This window comes from Hydrogenimonas sp. (assembly GCF_029932565.1).
In the GTDB taxonomy this organism is placed as follows: Bacteria; Campylobacterota; Campylobacteria; order Campylobacterales; family Hydrogenimonadaceae; genus Hydrogenimonas.
Genome location: NZ_JAOZPV010000033.1, coordinates 1 through 16,955, shown reverse-complemented (window position 1 = coordinate 16,955; position 16,955 = coordinate 1). Strand labels below are relative to the sequence as shown.

The following is a 16,955-nucleotide window of genomic DNA, read 5'->3' as shown; positions in this document are numbered from 1 at the left end:
TGTAGCGGGAGGGTTCGGGATTGATTTCGATCACCTTCGCTTCGCGGGCTTCGAACGGGATCATCGAGGCGGGCATCACTTCGCCGGTGGTGCCGATGATGATGAGCAGATCGGCCTCTTTGCAAAGCGCTTCGCTCGTTCTGTAATTTTCGGGGCCGATCCCTTCGCCAAAGAAGACGAAATCCGGCTTCAGCAAACCGCCGCACACGTCGCACAGGGGAGGAAGAGTATCGAGCATACCGGGACGGAAGCCAAACGTTTCACGGCACTGCGTACAGACCAGCCGCTGCGCCGTACCATGAAACTCCACTACCTTTTTACTTCCGGCTTTCTGGTGCAATCCGTCGATATTCTGGGTGATGACACCTTTTAAGATCCCGGCTTTTTCCAGGCCAGCCAGAAATAGATGGGCGGCATTGGGCTTCAGCTCCCTGTCCATGTAGTCGTAGAAGATCTCCCGGATCACCCGCCACGAATCTTCGGGGTGGGTATAGAAGTAGTTGAGGTCCAGCACCTGCGGGTCGTAGCGGCTCCAGAGCCCATCGGGCCCACGGAAAGTAGGAATGCCGCTCTCCACCGAGATTCCGGCACCGGTGAACGCCACCGAGTACCTGGATTCGGCGATCCATCGGGCAGCGGTGTCGTAGTCGTCAACGATCGTCGCCATGGACTACCTCCTCTTTAAGTTTTTCATAAATCCGTACCATCGCCAAAGTGTCGAGCCGGCAGTAGGCCAGCAGACTCCTTCGAATCTCTTCTCTTTTTTTCTGATCTTTCAGCCGATGAAGATTGCCGAAAACATCCATCGCCATACCGCCGTTTTGAATAGCCAGTGCCGTATAATCCAGCTCGGGATCATCGGGGAAAAGAGCAGGGAGCACCGATTTGATGGAGAAACTGCCATTGAAATCGGGATGGTAGTACCCAAGCCCGCGAAACGGTTCGATCAGGTCGACAAAGCGCTCCGCAAGCTTTAGCAGCCTATCCCGATACTCGGGGAAAGCCTCTGCCAGCTCCCGGATTCTGGAAATCTCGAAAGAGCGATTGAAGGCCACAATGCTGCCCCGGGGTGTTATATCTTCAAGCATACGCTCCACCAGTTCCCGCCTCGGATCGTGGTGTTCGTCGCCCAGAAATTCCCGATGCTCCAGCATGCCATTTTCATGCAGAATATGTATGGAATACTGAAAAGGCATTTGCATATATGGCCGCTGCCCTTTGAACCGCGGAATTGCCTCCTGGAATGTCTCGAAATCGAAAAAATTGAGGGGGAAACAGAGCTTTTCCAGAAATGTTTCGATGACGGACGGGTTTACATGAATTTCACCGCTTTTCGCTGTCTCTATCTGGATCCTCTGGATAGGATTGAGAGGAAAATCATCCGGAATATCTTCGTAGCGCACTATGCCGCTTCGATACATCTCAAATTTCCTGGCATCGCCCATCCGATAGAGATCGAAAACCGAAGGGCTGGGCACATGTGCCCAGCAGTGGCCGTGGTAATCGCAATCGTAAAAGATGCTGCACTGCTCACCGATATCGATGTCGGGTTCGGGCCCCGACAACAGCTTGTCGAAAGCCTGCATTCGCATTCCCACTTTCTCCTGCATCGCCAGAATCTCCTCGGTGACATCCTCGATTGCGAAAAGCCGTTCTACCTCCAACTCTTCTCCACGCACATAACTGTTGTCGATATGGACAATGGCCACCTTCAGAGGCTCCATGCCACAGGCCCTCAGTACCCTGTACTGAAATGCCGCGTCCCACAGATGATAATCTTTCACCGAGGCAGAGGCCTTGACTTCATACATCTCCCACCCCTTGTCACCCCGATGCAGTATATCGACCATCGCGAAACCATTGGCGCTTCTGAACGTCGCCTCGTAAATTGTCGAAACCCCATTGTCGATCAGTTCCCTGGTCCGACATGCCATACCATCGAAATTTTTGGAATCGAAGGCGATCTCATCTCCTCCAGGGAAAAGCTCTTTGGCGAGATCACCCACGCGATGGCCGGTGGCGAAAAGAGCCTTCTGCTGCGCATCGGGCAAATCTCTTGGCACATCGGGTGCCTTTTTATAAAGCCACAAAGATTTTGGACATTTGATACCACGAACGAATTGGGATTTGGATAGCAACATGTTTTAATCATACCACCCGTGCCGGAACTTTGCAAGCGGCACCGGTTAAAACCGGATGAGTACCGCAGTTTGGTTCATCACAATATGCTCCTCTGCGCTCTTCATAAACTCAATCACCGAATCGATCGGTCTGAAAGTGGATGGTACACAATGGCGGCGTCCTATAACACACTTTTCGAGGTACCGGAGTATGATACGGCAGGGTGACAAGATGGTCTCTTTTCCTGTTGCTTCAACCAAGTTAGATTATACTTCATTATCATGATTTCGGAGTTTTCATGCATTTTATCGACCTTTTCGAAAAACCGAACCTCATCGCGGCCCATCGGGGGGATCGTTCCCATTTTCCGGAAAACACGCTGGCATCGCTGCGGGGAGCGGTAGGAAAATGCGATTTCGTCGAGATGGATGTCTGGCTGACGAAAGAGAGAGTGCCGGTAATCCTGCACGATGAGACGCTTGGCCGTACGAGCGATGTCGAAACCTTCGAAGCCTTCAGAGAACGCTTGCCATGGCGGGTGGAGGATTTCACTCTTGAAGAGCTGAAGCGGCTCGATGTCGGAAGCTGGTTCTACGAAAAGGACCCATTCGGGCTCATCCGGGAAGGCAGAGTGGTTCCGCCTCCGAAAAATGAGCGGATTCAGAAGATTCCCACACTCGAAGAGGTACTGATCTTTTCGAAAAGGCATGGCATTTTTCTAAATCTCGAAATCAAGGACATGCACCATTACGCGTCTGACGAAGAGGTGCTGGAGACTGTTTTCGACGCCATAGAAAAGACCGGTACGGCATCCATACTTCTGATTTCATCGTTTCACAGCGACTATCTGCCCCTCTGCAAACGGCTGGATTCCGGTATTCCCACGGCCCTGCTTCAAAAGCGGCGAATCCGCAATCTTCCGGAACTGCTGAAGAGAGTGGAGGCGGATGGCTGGCACCCTTCCAGAAAGATCGTCGATCCCGCTACCGTGCGGATGCTCAGGGATGCGGGGTATTTTATCAACGTCTTCGTCGTCAACGACCCCGAAGAGAGGAAGAAGTTTTTTAAGTGGGGTGTCAACGGTATCTTTACCGATTTGCTTTAGGACACCTTTGAATCTCGTTTTTGTGACGGATGAGCCCCGCTTCGATGCGGACGAAGCGCAGGCTCTTTCGATCGAAGCTTGCGGGGTCTATTCCGAGCTTTTTGGCCTCTTCGACGACGAGATCGAGCGGCTCGGGGTCCGCTTTTTCCCAAAAGGGCCGCAGCTCGCGTAAAAAGATGTTGGTCGTAACGGGGCCGACACCGTAGAAGGCGTCGACCCTCTTTTCGAGATCGTTCGGGTCTGCGGCGAGATCGTGCATCCGATTCAGGCTGCCGTCGTAGGTTTCCAGCAGTTCCTGGCAATCTCTGAGTATCTGTTCCGATTTCCTGCCGTCATACCGGACATATCCCCCCTCCCACATGATGGGATTGACGAGGTAGTCCCATCCGGCGTCGAGAATCTTCCGGGGTGTCAGCAGAGCGTGTCTTTCGAATGCCCGGTAGGTGTGTTTGGCAATGGTCTGGGTGATGCGGCCGCCGAAAAGCAGGCTGGCCAGAAACCATTTGAAGAGCTCCCTGTCGCTGGTTTTCGCCAGATCGATACCGAGCTCTTCGGAGTAGAGCGGTGATTTTTCGAGCTCTTCGAGCGTCACCATTTCTGTCTACCTGTTCATGTTGGAGAGTGAGAGCTTTCCCTCTTTTTTCGTATGGATCATCGGGATAAAACTGCCGGCGTCGATCGAAACATCGACGACGTAGTCGATGGCCTCTTTCCGTTCCGTCATCAGATCTTTGAAAAAGCCGATCGTTTCGAAAATATCGGGTGATCCCGTCACTTTGATGTCGGCTTCACTGTAGGCTGCAATCTTCGGCATGTTGTGCGCCGCACCCGTGACAATTTTGCGATCCTGCAGATAGATTTTGTAGACGATTCCTTTGATCTCTACATCGACGGGACTGGTATTGACAATGTGAAGACCTATCTCGAATTTGGGAACCATCCCCTCTGTCGGAATCATGTTGAAACTGTTGATCCCAACCGAAAGTTCCGGTTTTTTTGTGTTGAGGCCGCTGCAGCCACCAAGAAATAGTAATACGACTGTTGCGAGAAGGAAATTGCGAATCATAACCCCGCCCTTTGTTTTTGTTTCATTCTATCATGTTATTGTGAATTGGTTAACAATGCATCGATATCGACTTCGTCGATCTGTTCCGGTTTGAGGTATTTTTCGGCATAAATTCTGTCAATACCCGATTTGAGGAAGAGGGCAAAAACTTCCGCATCCAAATGCCCCTCCTTGACCATGTAGCTCATGATCTGTAGCGATTCGGAAAGCGTTTTCATCTTTTTGTAGGGCCGATCGGAAGCGGTCAGCGCTTCGAAAATATCGGCGATCGCCATGATGCGTGCAGGAATGGAGAGCTTCTCTTTCGGCAGCCGCCTCGGATAGCCGGTACCGTCCATCGTTTCGTGATGGGTACCGGCATACTCGGGAATCTTTTCCATGTCCGGCGGATAGGGGAGCTGTTCGAGCATTTTGATCGTCATGATGACATGCTCTTCGATCTTGAAACGCTCCTCTTCCGTCAGTGTCCCTTTTTCGATACAGAGATTGTAGATCTCTCCCTGATTGTAAAGGTGTTTGGGAACATGGAGCTTGAACCCTTTTTTTCTGTAATCCTCTTCATTGAATCCATAGCGTTCGACGATATGCTCGGGCCGGTCCGAAAGGAGCGGTTCCCGCACCGGCAGGGGGGTGTCGGCCCGATTGTAGCGCATCTGTTCAATATCGGAGAGTCCGAGCCTGTCGTCGAAATGGCGCAGCCACGTTCTTTTGGCAATCGTTTCAATACGATGTTTCTTTTCATCACTCATGAATTCTCCGCCGAGATTGCATTCGGCAACAAAGTTGAACTCTTCGATCAGGGTTCGATGTTCCTCCGCTTTCCAGCGGTCGAGTTTCTCTTTCTCTTCCCCCTTGAGGAGCCGTTCGTAGTAGAGAATTTCGATATCACGCCAGATCACTTCGAAGCGTGTACGAATTTCATGAATCCGGTTGTAGATCGTTTCGAGTTTCGTCGCTTTGTCAACGACATATTCGGGTGTCGTGATCTTGCCGCAGTCGTGCAGCCACGCTCCCATTTCAAATGCCTTCAACTCCTCTTCACTCTGAAACCTGAAGTTTTTGAACTCTCCCTCTTCCGACTCGCTGGCGGCTTTTGCCAACATTTCGGCGATGACCGGTACACGTTTGCAGTGACCGCCGGTATAGGGTGATTTGGCATCGATCGCATCGGCAATCAGCCTGATAAAGGATTCCATCATCTCTTTGAGCGATTTTTCGTAGGCCTGAATACTTCTGGACATGGAGATAAGCGAATCGGAGAGTTGAATCAATTCGATGATATTGGTTTTGACCGGTTTGACCTCTTCGTAGCGACGTGCTTTTATTTTGTCGTTCTCTCTCATCAATGCCCGGATCGGTCTGACAATTCGCGATGTTGTAAAAAGAACCAGCGGAATCGAAAGTATCAATGCCAGCAGTGCCACCCCGAAAGCATGATAGATCTTCTCGATATAGGGTGCCAGCATTGTACGGGTTTCGACGGAAAATCCGAGATAGGTCTCTTCTCCAAGCTCTTTCGAAAGGGGCGTCACCATCATAAAACGATCGCCACTCTCCGATTTCGACGTAAACACACCGTCCAAATTGTTGCGTTCCACCGCTGTGATCATTGCGGAATCGACTTTTTTTCCTCTATCGGAGCTGGCGATTACCGCACCACTGCGATCGAACATCACAATTTTGGCAGTCGGTGCAAACAGCTGTTCTTTCAAAATGTCGGAAAGATCGGAGAGTGTGATATCGGCAGCCAGAACCGTTTCGGATTGGCGAACGGCTATCGAATAGGTAATTCCCCTTTCTCCAAGATTGCTGAAACGGTAAGGAAGGCTGCGAACGGCCTTTTCACTTTTTCCGGCTTGCAAATACCACGGACGGGTTGTCGCATCATAATCGGTCGGTTCGTCGCGTGTCGAAACGGTTTTGAAATTCCTGTCCAGAAAGGTAAACCGCTTTGTTCTGCCTTCGGATCCATCATAAACACGAATCAGGAGCCAGCGGGTATTGGAAGGGGCTTTGTAGATGGTGTAAAGACGTTCCGAATCGTGCATATTGACTACTTCGAACAGATCACCATTCGGATAGCCGAGCGACAAGGCATAGAGTTTTGGAAGATGGGACATCGTATGGGTGAATTTATGGAGAACAGAGGCCTGTTTCTCTTCATTTTCAAGATGTTTGGCCACGATATATTCCATTTCGGAAATGACCATTTTGGCCAGATCATCCCTGTCTTGCAGATGTCGGGCTATCCCTTTCGCTACACTTTTGAAATCGTTTTGGGTCGCTTCATGCGCCATCTGTTGGGAAAAATGCCACTGCATCCAGAGAAGCGACCCTGCTACGAGGGCGACAACGACGGCGATATTGGTCAGGATATTGGTACGTATCGTGATCTTACGAAACATACCGGAATATCACTTCCTGAAAGGAATCTGTCGATTCGGATTGGAAATCGACTCCAGCAATCTGTTTTGCTGCTCCTCTGTCAGATTGCCGCTTTCAAGAGCTTCAAACATCTTCTCGACCAGTCGTGTCTGAAGCTCTTTCTCCTGCATCTCTTTCTGGTGGCGCATCTTCTCTTCTTCCAGGCGAAGCCTGTATTTCTGATACTCTCTGAAAAGTTTGATGCTGACCCACAGAAGAAGAAAGAGAAAGAGTGCCGAAAGTGTAATTACCCAGCCGACCATTTTGCGGTCGGCCTGCAGCTGTTTGAGTGTGATCTCTTTCTCGGTTTCGATTTTCGACTTTTCGCTCTCCGCTTTCAGTCGGGCGATGTCGAGCTCTTTCTGCGCACGGATCGTTTCGATCTCTTTTTCTGTTTTCAATTCCATTTTCTTGATTTTCAGATCGTCCGTTTTCGGTTGCACCGAGTGATCCAGAATCGTCTTGGCATACGTAACTTTTTGCTGTTCCTGACCCATGACTATCGGTCGTTGATGTCGCTGCGACTCCTGCTGGCAACCTCCAAACAGAAACAGAAAGAGACTTGCTGTCAGAATCGATCGGAGCAGACGCATCTCAAATCTCTTTTTCGAAATGGTCGCTGTCGATCTCTATCACTGTATGCACGTTTCCTCGTGGATTGAAGTCGGCCGTCAGTTTCATCCATTTTGGGTGCAGTTTCTGATAGAGCACATCGAAGATTTCGTTGGCACTCTCTTCATGACTGATATGACGATTTCTGAAAGAGTTGATATAGAGTTTGATTGCCTTGAGCTCGACGACCCAAAGATCGGGGGTGTACTCCAGAATGAATGTTGCATAATCGGGATATCCGCTACGCGGACAGAGACAGCTGAATTCCGGCAGAGTGATTGTGATTTTGTAATGTTTTCGGAATTTATTTGGCCAGATCTCCAGATCTTTGTCAACATCGAAATGTTCTACGATCTCTTCTCCATATCTCATCCATTCTCTCCATATTTTTTAATCAGTTGTTCGCTGTTCAGCGGTCGGTTCGAAACGATGAATCCCTGGATATAATCGACACCGAGCTGTTTGAAACGTTCGCGTGCCTCTTCTGTATCGACCCATTTGATCAACGTTTCGATCCCCATTCCTCTGCATGCGAGGATATACCCTTTCAATAGAGCTGCGATTTTCGGATTATTATAAGAAATTGTGAAATCTCTGTCAAATTGCACCATGTCGACGGGAAGTTTTTTGATATATTCGAAACTGGCATTTGGCGCACCGAAATTGTCAAGTGCAAACCGGATACCGAGTTCGCGAAGCTCTTCCAGAATGACACGGTACCTTGTAATATCTTTGATTGCACGGTTTTCGAAAAGTTCGATAATAATCCGTCCATACTCTACTCCGGCTTTCGTCGCAACCGATTTGATCGACTCTACAAATCCCTCGTTACGAAGCGAAAAGGGTGAGATATTGAAACTGAATCGAATCGCTTTGTCAACGTGTGCGGCATCGCTGCATATCGCACCGAAAAGTGCTTCGTCGAACTCTTTTTCGAGCCCCAGGCGGTTGACGACAGGAATGAACTTTTTGGGAGGAAGCACACCGTTGCTCCGGGTTTTGAGGCGCACACCCACTTCGAAAAGATCGATCCGGTTCTTTTTGAGGTTGAGTGACGGAATGTAGTGAAGCAGGAGGGAACCGCTATGCACCGCTTCGACGATCTCCCGTTCGAGAAGATTGATGTCGAGCCGTTTCTCCTCTTCCCTTTTCTTTGAAACTGCACTCTTTTGCTGGGATATCGTATCGTAGAGATAGGTGATAAGCCTGTTGAGATCGGATGCATCATCTTTCTGAACGTCGGAATATTTGATTTCGATCGCAATGTTGTTGATATCTTTGTAGGTGGAGACGAATTCATCCATCAACTCGAGACTCTCTTCCACCGCGAGAGGCAGGCCTATTATGAAGTCGCCTCCATGATACCGTCCGATAACGGGTTCTTTGATGCCGTGCAGCTGAAAAAATTCATCCAGTATATGGACGAAAACTTTCAGGAGTCTGTCACCCCTGTCGATACCGTAATGGTCGTTGATTAAAGGAAGGTTGTCGACACGCAGGAGTATGATGGAATATTTTTTTTCATTTGCTATTGCCTTTTGCAATGCCTCCAACAGATAGTTTCGGTTGAACGATCCGGTCATCCGATCGATGTAGGTTTCCGACTGTCCCAGATTGATCAGAAAAAAGAGGAAGTAGATCGAAATAAAGAGGATCGTAACGAAGATGACGATATCGACTTCGTTGATGTTGAACTGGTTCTGGCGAAAAACATAGAAAATGACGACACCGATCAGCAGAAGGATGGGTATCCCCATCCTCAATGCCAGACGGAAACGCCGTGAACGCTCCTGCTTTTCGGAGTAGAGCATCAGTTAGACATCCAGATGTTTGACATCCTTCGCATGCTCTTCGATATATTGACGACGCGGTTCGACCTCATCGCCCATGAAGAGTGTAAAGACGTCACTGGCAGCTTCGCCATCTTCGATGGTCACTTTGAGAAGCCGTCGGTTTTCCGGGTTCATTGTCGTCTCCCAAAGCTGTTCCGGGTTCATTTCGCCCAAACCTTTGTAGCGCTGGATATAGGCACCTTTTTTTGCGCTTTTTTCGATCTCCTCGAGCATTTTGAGCAGATCTTTTCCTTCGAATATCTCCAGATCGCGTTCGCTGATCTTGTCGAAAATATAGCGTGCTTCGTTGTAGAAGGGATTGGTAAAGAGTTCATCGTCGATGATAATCTCTTCCAACCCTTCATCGGTCTGAACGTAGAGGTGAATCATTTCGTCGTCGACATGCTTGTTTAAAATGTTGTATCCCAAATTGTCGAGATAGAGTTTGATCTCCTCGAAAAGTGCCGGTGTATCGAGTGCAAGGAGATCAGGATGTTCAATCAGGTAGCGGACCACTTCGACCAGACTGAAACGCTTGTCGAGTTCTTTGAGTGTCATCCGGTAGAAAGCGACCAGTTTGAAGAGTTCGGTCAGATCTTTCTGTCCCATCCCCTGGACATCCAGTGCATCGATGCCCCGTTCGATCAGAAATTCGCTCATCGCTTTGTCGTCTTTGAGATAGATCTCCTGTTTTCCTTTCTTGTAGCGATAGAGCGGCGGCTGGGCGATATAGAGATATCCCTCTTCGATCACCGGCCGCAGGAAACGGAAGAAGAATGTCAGCAGCAGCGTCTGGATATGGCTTCCGTCAACATCGGCATCGGTCATGATAATGATCTTGTGGTAGCGCAGTTTGTCGGGATTGAACTCCTCTCCGATACCGCATCCGAGTGCCGTGATCATGTTCTTGATCTCGTCGGATTTCAGAATTTTGTCGAGTCGTGCCTTCTCGACATTCAGGATTTTACCTTTCAGCGGGAGAATCGCCTGAAAAACACGGTCTCGTCCCTGTTTTGCCGATCCACCTGCCGAATCGCCCTCGACGAGATAGAGTTCGCTGATCGTCGCATCTTTGCTCTGACAGTCGGCCAGTTTGCCCGGAAGAGTTCCGACTGTCATCGCATCTTTGCGACGGGTCAATTCCCGTGCTTTTTTCGCTGCTTCACGTCCCTTTGCCGCCAACAGGGCTTTCTGCATGATCGCCTTGGCGTCGGTCGGGTTCTCTTCGAAATATTTCATCAGTTTTTCGTAGGTAAGTTTCTGAACCAGCGGTTTGACATAACTGCTGCCCAGTTTGCCCTTTGTCTGTCCTTCGAACTGCGGCTCCGGGACACGGACACTCACGACAGCCACAAGACCCTCCCGAACATCGTCGCCGCTGATTTTCGTATCTTTTTCACGTGCGTTGGCATTCTCCTGGATGTAGCGGCTGACAGCACGCGTCAGACCCGCCCTGAAACCGCTCTCATGGGTTCCGCCATCCGGTGTCCGGATATTATTGACAAAGCTGAGAAGTTTCTCGTCATATGCCGTTGTATATTCGAACGCAATATCCATTTCGATATCATCCGCCTTTTCGGAGTAGCTGATGACCGAGCAGATCGGCTCTTTTTTCGCCATATCCTGGACAAACTGGTTCAGACCCCCTTCGAAATGGTAGACCTCTTTCTTCTCGACCCTCTCGTCTTCGAAGGTGATCGAAATACGGGGATTCAGATAGGCCAGTTCTTTGAACCGCTTGGAAAGAATCTCGAATTGGAAATCGACGGTTTCGAAAATCGTCTGATCGGGCCAGAACTGGATCGTCGTTCCGGTTTTCCGCGTCGTCCCGGTGACTGTCAGTTCATTGATGGGAATACCTTTTTCGAAATCCTGTTCATGAATCTTCCCGTCCCGATAGATCGTCATATGGAGTTTTTCGCTCAATGCGTTGACAACCGAAACACCAACTCCATGGAGACCACCCGAAACTTTGTAGGTATCTTTGTCGAATTTTCCCCCCGCATGCAGAACCGTCAGTACGACAGTAGCTGCCGACATCTTCTCGGTTGGATGCATATCGGTCGGAATACCGCGGCCATTGTCGCTGATGACCGCACTGCCATCTTTTCTGAGTGTGATCTTGATTTTGTTACAATAACCGGCCATCGCCTCGTCAATGGCGTTGTCGACTACTTCGTAAATAAGATGGTGAAGCCCCTTGACCGATGTATCTCCAATATACATACCCGGTCGCTTCCGGACCGCTTCAAGTCCCTTGAGGACTTTGATATTACTTGCACCGTAATTTTGATTGTTCATATAGTTTCAATCCTTCGAATGGTTGTTTTTAAATGATGATCGGCATGATGACAGTGGAGAAATTTCCGCTCTGCACAATGAAAGGAAGATTGGGTTCGTTCAGTCCCATCGTAAAATTTTCGGTATCGATATGACTCAGAAAATCGAGAAGATAGCGGCTGTTTACAGCCAGAATGAATTTCTCTTCCATGCCTGTTTCGACATCGATTTCAGTAACCGCCTCGGAGTTCTCGTCACCGAGACTTTTGAAAATAATCGAATCGGGTTCGAATGTGAGTTTGATCTCCTGGGAGATGGTCGTAACCTGTTTGATCGCTTCGATGATTTTTGTTTTGGGGAGTGTCAGAGAATGTTTGACACTTTTTGGGATGATGCGTTCATAATCCGGATATTTTCCATTGATCAGTCGGGTGAAAAAGTAGTATCCGGGAGCTGTAATAATCAGATTGGTTTCATCGTAATGGATTTCGATCTGATCGAAAAAGAGTTTCTGGATTTCGAGGATCGCCTTTTTCGGAATGATCATGGAGAGTGTCGTATGGCTTTCGTTTGGAATATTGCCAATCGCCAGGCGTCTTGTATCGGTACCGACGACATCGATCTCATTTTCTTTGATATTGAGCAGTGCACCGTTGAGTTCATATTTGGGATTATTGGTATCGATGGCCGGTGAAACTTTTTTGAACATCTGGATCAATTGCATCGAATCGAGTTCGATCGAAGGCAGATTTCCGATTTCCGGAAATGTCGGAAATTCACTGGCATTGAACATCGGCAGTTTGAATTTCGAATTCTCCTGTTTGATATGGAGTGTATCTTCGATCGTTTCGAGAACGATATCACCCTCTTTCAGAATCCGGACGATATCGAGCAGTTTTTTGCCATTGGCAGTCGCTTTGCCTTCGAGCTGGATACTGACATGCTCCGTATCGATTTTCAGTCCGATCTCCTGATCTGTAGCCTTTGCCGTCAGCTGGTTGTCGGATGCGATCAACAGAACATGGGATGTGATCTGTGATGTATCTTTCTTTTCGAGAAAGGGCTGAAGGTTGATCAGCAGTGATTCGAGTGTGCTCTTGGCTACAGCAAGTCTCATCGGAACTCCTTGTTTATTTTTAAATATTTCAGTAGCAGTAGTCGTATGGCGTGTTTTTGTGAAAAGCGTGTGCATACCGTGAATTTCAGGGATTTGGTTGTTCAGGTTGGCAGGCGTGACGCTTCACCTTTTTTCACTGGTATTTATTATATCTTTTTTTTGCATCAAAATGAATAGAAATGCGCATTCCAAGGCTATTCGACAGTTATGGCTGTAATTTTGTGGCTGAGCTCTTCGATTTTGGCTTTGAAGGTTTCGTCTCTGTCCAGCATCTCGTTGATCTTTTTCATCGCATGGCTGACGGCAGTGTGGTCTTTCATTCCGAAATACTGTGCGAGGCTCGGCATCGAATTGGGTGTAAGCGACCGGGCGAGATAGATGACGATGCGTCGTGCTTCGACGATTTTCCGGCTTCGGCTTTTGCTTTTGATCTCGCTCGGTTTGACATTGAGCTCTTTGGATACCACTTTGACGATATCGTCGATCGTGATATTTTCGCTGCGCTCCTTGAGCTGATTTTTTATGACGTTTTTGGCAAATTCGAGTGTGATGTTCTGGTTCATCATGTTGGCGAATGCATTGAGCTGGATGATGATTCCTTCGATCTCGCGGATGTTGTTGCCCATGTTTGCCGCGATGTAGTTGATGATATCGTTGTCGAGCTGGATACCGTTGAGTTCGCACTTTTTTTTGATGATGGCGATCTTGGTTTCGAGCTCGGGCGGCTGGATATCGACGATGAGGCCCCATTCGAAACGGCTTCGCAGTCGCTCTTCGAGTCCGGCGATCTTTTTGGGATGCTGGTCGGATGTCATAACGATCTGTTTGCCGGCGCCATGGAGTTCGTTGAAGGTATGAAAGAGCTCTTTCTGTGTCTCCTCCTTGCGGCTCAGAAACTGGATGTCATCGAGAAGCAGGATGTCGCAGCTTCGGAATTTGTCACGGAAACGGTCCATCGTATGGTTTCGCAGATGGTGGGTGAACTGATTCATGAACTGTTCGAGCGATGTAAAAATGACCTGCCTCCCGCGATCCTGGTTGAAATTTCCGATGGCATGCAGCAGATGGGTTTTTCCGAGTCCGGCACCGCCGTAGATGAAGAGCGGATTGTACTGCTCTCCGGGTTTTTCCGCAACACGCAGCGCCGCCGTATAGGCAAACTGATTCGAACTGCCCACGACGAAACTTTCGAAGGTATAGGATGGATTGAGAATCGTACTCTTCGAAGAGGGTTTGGGTGCGGCAATTTCGGACAATTCACCCCCTTTCGGCTCATCGACCCTTTTTTGTCTGTTTTTGACTTCGATGACAATCTGGGGCTTGATACCTGTTTTGAGTTCGAACAGATGGGAAATTTTTTCGCCGTAGCGTGTCTTGACCCATTTGGAAATAAGGGGATTTGGTGCGTAAAACAGCGCTATATCGGACCTTGAGGACTCTTCGTCATATTGCAGCTGTGTAATATAGCGTTCATATTCAACCTGGGGAATTTCCTGTTTGAGCAGTTTCAGAATCTGGTGTCCGAGCATCATTTCAACCTGTGAATAAAGTATGTGAAAAACGTTCAATATTTTATCCCAATTACGTTAAAATGAGGTTAGAAAATTGTGAAAAGCAAGTTATTCACAATGTGAAAAAAGGGTGAAAGCGTGCAGATTTTGGGAATCGACCCCGGCAGTAGAAATTGTGGATATGCCATCATCGAAAAAGAGGGCCGGTCACTCCGATTGAAGGAAGCGGGACTCATCAAAATTCGAGAGAAAGATCTGCAGCATCAGATTGTCGAACTTGTGGAGGGACTCGATCTGATTTTGAACACCAATCGGATCGATGAGGTGGCGATCGAAGATATCTTTTTTGCGTTTAATCCGAAAACTGTTTTGAAACTGGCGCAGTTTCGCGGTGCACTGAGTCTGAAGATTCTGCAGGAACTCGGAAATTTTGCCGAATACACACCCTTGCAGGTCAAAAAGGCACTGACGGGAAACGGCAAGGCTGCCAAAGAGCAGGTGGCATTCATGGTCAAAAGGATTCTGAAGATCAACAGGGAGATCAAACCACTCGATATCACCGACGCGATGGCGGTGGCGATCACACACGCGCAGCGATTGCGCTGAGCGTGTGTGATAGGGAACAGAGAAGAGAGAAAGGTAAAGAGGAGTTCTTTACAATCTTACATTCCCACCTTCTCACGACAACACAGGTGTCATCAATCATAGGTCTTGATATGGAAGAGGTATTTGTGCTCTTCCGGCAGTGCGTCGTAGATGGTGTGGGCCAGATCGCGGATCTCCCAGAGGGCGGCTTTGTCACTTCGAAGTGTCAGAAAATTCTGTAGACTTCTGGCATTGACAGTCCATGTCAGTTCGGTTTTGTAACACTCCGGAAGAGCGTATTTGGCTTTGTCGTTGGCGATGCCTTCGACAAGCAGCAGTCGCAGGTTTTCGAGGGCCTTGATGCTCATTTCGTTGACCAGGGCGTTATCGGTCATGACGAGATACTTTTCGGCCCGATCGATATCCACCGGGCTGAAAGAAACCTCCTCTTTCAGCTCTTTGAGTGTGTAGCGGGTGCTTTTGACACTCAGAGAAGCCATGCGGTGGCGTGCAAGCTCCTGTAACAAAGCCCGGCTGATGCCCTGGATGTAGAAGGTATAGACCAGATGTTCAAGGGTGCTGGCATGTTTGAACTTGTTGCCGACACGGTCGATCAGCTCTTTGTCCTTCTCCCCGCCGGCGTCGCTTTTGTCGAAACTCTGCCAGCAGGTACGGATGGCGTGGGCACACACCTCCAGCGGCGTGTGGTGCATCAGTGTCACTTTCATCACAGCCCTTTTTTTCGTTAGAATTGGTCCATTATATTGAAAAATCGCTTGCGATTTTCCCAAATGACCAATGACCAATGACCAATAACCAAATTTCAAGGGTATTTTTATGCACTGCACCGACCGTTTCCATCCTTCTATTCCGGATTTCAGAGATCCTTTCGCCCGCGACCGCGACCGGGTCATTCATACCAGTTCGTTCCGCCGTCTGGAGTACAAAACCCAGGTTTTTATCAATCATGAGGGGGACTATTTCAGGACGCGGCTGACCCATTCGCTCGAGGTGAGCCAGATCGCCAGAGCGATCACCAATGCGCTCGGCGGTCACGAAACACTGGCCGAGACGATCGCGCTGGCCCATGATCTGGGACATACTCCGTTTGGCCATGTGGGCGGCGATACACTCGATGCCTGTCTGAAAGCCGATGGCAACCGGAACGGTTTCGAACACAATTTTCAATCCTTTCGTGTCGTAACGAAGCTTGAAAAACGCTACGCACCGTTCGACGGACTCAATTTGACATTTGCGACCCTCGAAGGAATTTTGAAGCACTCCTACCCATACCGAAAACCGTTTCTGACAGGATGGTACGACGAAACATTCGGACTCGACTCTCATCCATCGATCGAAGCGATGATCGTGGACCATGCCGATGAGATCGCCTATATCAGCCACGATATCGACGATGGGATTCAGTTTGGCCTCATTTCGTTCGACGACATTCTGGAAAACGAACTCGTATGGCATATCGACGAAATGGTACGAGACGAGGGTCTCGAAAGGGGTACGAAGCTCCATCGTTATCGCTTTGTCGGCATGCTTATCAGCCACCTGGTGACCGAGCTCATCCGATCCAGCCGTGACCATATTCCAACAGGCGATACCATACTCTGCCGCTCCATTCCCGCGAGCGAACCGTTGCCCATCCGATTTGAACCGCGTTTTGCGACGGAGATCAAGAAACTCAAAAAGATTCTTTTCGAAAAACTTTACCGACATGAAAGGATCGTCAGCAAAATGCATGCGGGGAAAGAGTGTATCAAAAAGCTCTACGAAGCCTTTACCAGTGATATCAATCTCCTGCCATACGACTACAAAGTGCGTACCGAAGATGAAAAAAGGGAGAGAGTGGTGGCCGACTTTATCGCCGGAATGAGTGACCGTTACGCGCTGATGCGGTACCGGGAGATTTATGGATTGGAGTAGGACTTGACGCGATTTTAAATTCGCGTCAAGTCAGTTATTGCTACTGCTTCAGCTGCAGCAGGGTCTGCAGCATCTGGTCGGAGGTTGTGATCGTTTTGGAGTTGGCCTGGAAGCCGCGCTGCACGACGATGAGTTGGGTCAGCGACCGGCTCAGGTCCACGTTGGACATCTCGAGTGACGACGAGTTGATGAATCCGCGTCCGCCGCTGTTGGCCTTTCCGATAATCGGATCGCCGGAGTTGGCCGACTGAATGAAAATATTGCCCCCGTCACTCATCAAACCTTCGTTGTTGGCGAATTTCGCCATCGCGATCTGGGCAAGTCCGAACGACCGCCCATTGCTGAACGAACCGATCAGCGTACCGCT

16 protein-coding genes are annotated in these 16,955 nt (G+C 49.1%); 3 read left to right on the top strand and 13 right to left on the bottom strand.

The genetic code is table 11. The annotated features are described in order from the left end of the window. Positions 1 to 667 (bottom strand): NAD-dependent deacylase (locus Q1K24_RS05590; RefSeq protein ID WP_300367248.1); only part of this gene is annotated, 667 nt, incomplete at its 3' end. Continuing rightward, a complete protein-coding gene (locus Q1K24_RS05585) occupies positions 651 to 2,063 on the bottom strand; it encodes a DUF2779 domain-containing protein (RefSeq protein ID WP_300367245.1) in 1,413 nt (470 codons plus the stop codon). The genes Q1K24_RS05590 and Q1K24_RS05585, both read right to left, overlap by 17 nt. Positions 2,064 to 2,419: 356 nt before the next feature. Here Q1K24_RS05585 and Q1K24_RS05580 point away from each other — a divergent pair, with 356 nt between their 5' ends. Then, the gene (locus Q1K24_RS05580) at positions 2,420 to 3,226 is read left to right on the top strand and encodes a glycerophosphodiester phosphodiesterase family protein (protein ID WP_300367242.1); all 807 of its coding nucleotides are present in this window, start codon (positions 2,420 to 2,422) and stop codon (positions 3,224 to 3,226) included. Here Q1K24_RS05580 and Q1K24_RS05575 read toward each other — a convergent pair. The 9 genes from Q1K24_RS05575 to dnaA all read right to left on the bottom strand — a co-directional run bounded on the left by Q1K24_RS05575 (position 3,210) and on the right by dnaA (position 14,086). After that, positions 3,210 to 3,821 (bottom strand): hypothetical protein, encoded by a 612-nt coding sequence (locus Q1K24_RS05575; RefSeq protein ID WP_300367240.1) that lies wholly within the window; start codon positions 3,819 to 3,821, stop codon positions 3,210 to 3,212. The two genes, Q1K24_RS05580 and Q1K24_RS05575, sit on opposite strands and share 17 nt — an antisense overlap. A 6-nt stretch (positions 3,822 to 3,827) precedes the next feature. Beyond that, a complete protein-coding gene (locus tag Q1K24_RS05570; RefSeq protein ID WP_300367237.1) occupies positions 3,828 to 4,292 on the bottom strand; it encodes an LEA type 2 family protein in 465 nt (154 codons plus the stop codon). A 35-nt stretch (positions 4,293 to 4,327) separates the two neighbouring features. Beyond that, positions 4,328 to 6,697, bottom strand: coding sequence for an HD domain-containing phosphohydrolase (locus Q1K24_RS05565; RefSeq protein ID WP_300367234.1), 2,370 nt, complete (start codon positions 6,695 to 6,697; stop codon positions 4,328 to 4,330). Positions 6,698 to 6,706: 9 nt separating this feature from the next. Further along, on the bottom strand, positions 6,707 to 7,309 hold the full coding sequence (locus Q1K24_RS05560) for a hypothetical protein (protein ID WP_300367231.1): 603 nt from the start codon (positions 7,307 to 7,309) through the stop codon (positions 6,707 to 6,709). 1 nt (position 7,310) lies between these two features. Next, on the bottom strand, positions 7,311 to 7,700 hold the full coding sequence (gene queF / locus Q1K24_RS05555) for a preQ(1) synthase (protein WP_300367228.1): 390 nt from the start codon (positions 7,698 to 7,700) through the stop codon (positions 7,311 to 7,313). Further along, on the bottom strand, positions 7,697 to 9,139 hold the full coding sequence (locus tag Q1K24_RS05550; protein ID WP_300367225.1) for an EAL domain-containing protein: 1,443 nt from the start codon (positions 9,137 to 9,139) through the stop codon (positions 7,697 to 7,699). The genes queF and Q1K24_RS05550 overlap by 4 nt, the downstream gene beginning before the upstream one ends. A 3-nt stretch (positions 9,140 to 9,142) precedes the next feature. Then, the gene (gene gyrB, locus Q1K24_RS05545; protein WP_300367222.1) at positions 9,143 to 11,461 is read right to left on the bottom strand and encodes a DNA topoisomerase (ATP-hydrolyzing) subunit B; all 2,319 of its coding nucleotides are present in this window, start codon (positions 11,459 to 11,461) and stop codon (positions 9,143 to 9,145) included. Positions 11,462 to 11,489: 28 nt separating this feature from the next. Next, positions 11,490 to 12,557: a DNA polymerase III subunit beta gene (gene dnaN / locus Q1K24_RS05540; RefSeq protein ID WP_300367218.1), complete on the bottom strand. Its 1,068-nt coding sequence runs from the start codon at positions 12,555 to 12,557 to the stop codon at positions 11,490 to 11,492. A gap of 194 nt (positions 12,558 to 12,751) precedes the next feature. Next, entirely contained in the window at positions 12,752 to 14,086 is a 1,335-nt protein-coding gene (dnaA, locus tag Q1K24_RS05535; protein WP_300367215.1) for a chromosomal replication initiator protein DnaA, read from the bottom strand. 120 nt (positions 14,087 to 14,206) lie between these two features. Between dnaA and ruvC the strand changes: the two genes are divergently transcribed. Further along, the gene (gene ruvC, locus Q1K24_RS05530) at positions 14,207 to 14,674 is read left to right on the top strand and encodes a crossover junction endodeoxyribonuclease RuvC (protein ID WP_300367212.1); all 468 of its coding nucleotides are present in this window, start codon (positions 14,207 to 14,209) and stop codon (positions 14,672 to 14,674) included. Between the two features lie 92 nt (positions 14,675 to 14,766). On the opposite strand, the gene thyX is transcribed toward ruvC, so the two are convergent. Then, positions 14,767 to 15,381 (bottom strand): FAD-dependent thymidylate synthase, encoded by a 615-nt coding sequence (thyX, locus tag Q1K24_RS05525; RefSeq protein WP_300367209.1) that lies wholly within the window; start codon positions 15,379 to 15,381, stop codon positions 14,767 to 14,769. Between the two features lie 109 nt (positions 15,382 to 15,490). On the opposite strand from thyX, the gene Q1K24_RS05520 reads away from it, so the two are divergent. Further along, on the top strand, positions 15,491 to 16,588 hold the full coding sequence (locus Q1K24_RS05520; protein ID WP_300367206.1) for a deoxyguanosinetriphosphate triphosphohydrolase: 1,098 nt from the start codon (positions 15,491 to 15,493) through the stop codon (positions 16,586 to 16,588). Between the two features lie 40 nt (positions 16,589 to 16,628). Here Q1K24_RS05520 and Q1K24_RS05515 read toward each other — a convergent pair. Next, on the bottom strand, positions 16,629 to 16,955 hold a 327-nt coding region (locus tag Q1K24_RS05515), incomplete at its 5' end, for a flagellar hook-basal body complex protein (RefSeq protein WP_300367203.1).

Coding starts and splice junctions, on each gene's coding strand:
- Q1K24_RS05580 (WP_300367242.1), top strand. CDS start 2,420: ATGCATTTTATCGACCTTTTCGAAAAACCGAACCTCATCGCGGCCCAT.
- Q1K24_RS05575 (WP_300367240.1), bottom strand. CDS start 3,821: ATGGTGACGCTCGAAGAGCTCGAAAAATCACCGCTCTACTCCGAAGAG.
- Q1K24_RS05570 (WP_300367237.1), bottom strand. CDS start 4,292: ATGATTCGCAATTTCCTTCTCGCAACAGTCGTATTACTATTTCTTGGT.
- Q1K24_RS05565 (WP_300367234.1), bottom strand. CDS start 6,697: ATGTTTCGTAAGATCACGATACGTACCAATATCCTGACCAATATCGCC.
- Q1K24_RS05560 (WP_300367231.1), bottom strand. CDS start 7,309: ATGCGTCTGCTCCGATCGATTCTGACAGCAAGTCTCTTTCTGTTTCTG.
- queF (WP_300367228.1), bottom strand. CDS start 7,700: ATGAGATATGGAGAAGAGATCGTAGAACATTTCGATGTTGACAAAGAT.
- Q1K24_RS05550 (WP_300367225.1), bottom strand. CDS start 9,139: ATGCTCTACTCCGAAAAGCAGGAGCGTTCACGGCGTTTCCGTCTGGCA.
- gyrB (WP_300367222.1), bottom strand. CDS start 11,461: ATGAACAATCAAAATTACGGTGCAAGTAATATCAAAGTCCTCAAGGGA.
- dnaN (WP_300367218.1), bottom strand. CDS start 12,557: ATGAGACTTGCTGTAGCCAAGAGCACACTCGAATCACTGCTGATCAAC.
- dnaA (WP_300367215.1), bottom strand. CDS start 14,086: ATGCTCGGACACCAGATTCTGAAACTGCTCAAACAGGAAATTCCCCAG.
- thyX (WP_300367209.1), bottom strand. CDS start 15,381: ATGAAAGTGACACTGATGCACCACACGCCGCTGGAGGTGTGTGCCCAC.
- Q1K24_RS05520 (WP_300367206.1), top strand. CDS start 15,491: ATGCACTGCACCGACCGTTTCCATCCTTCTATTCCGGATTTCAGAGAT.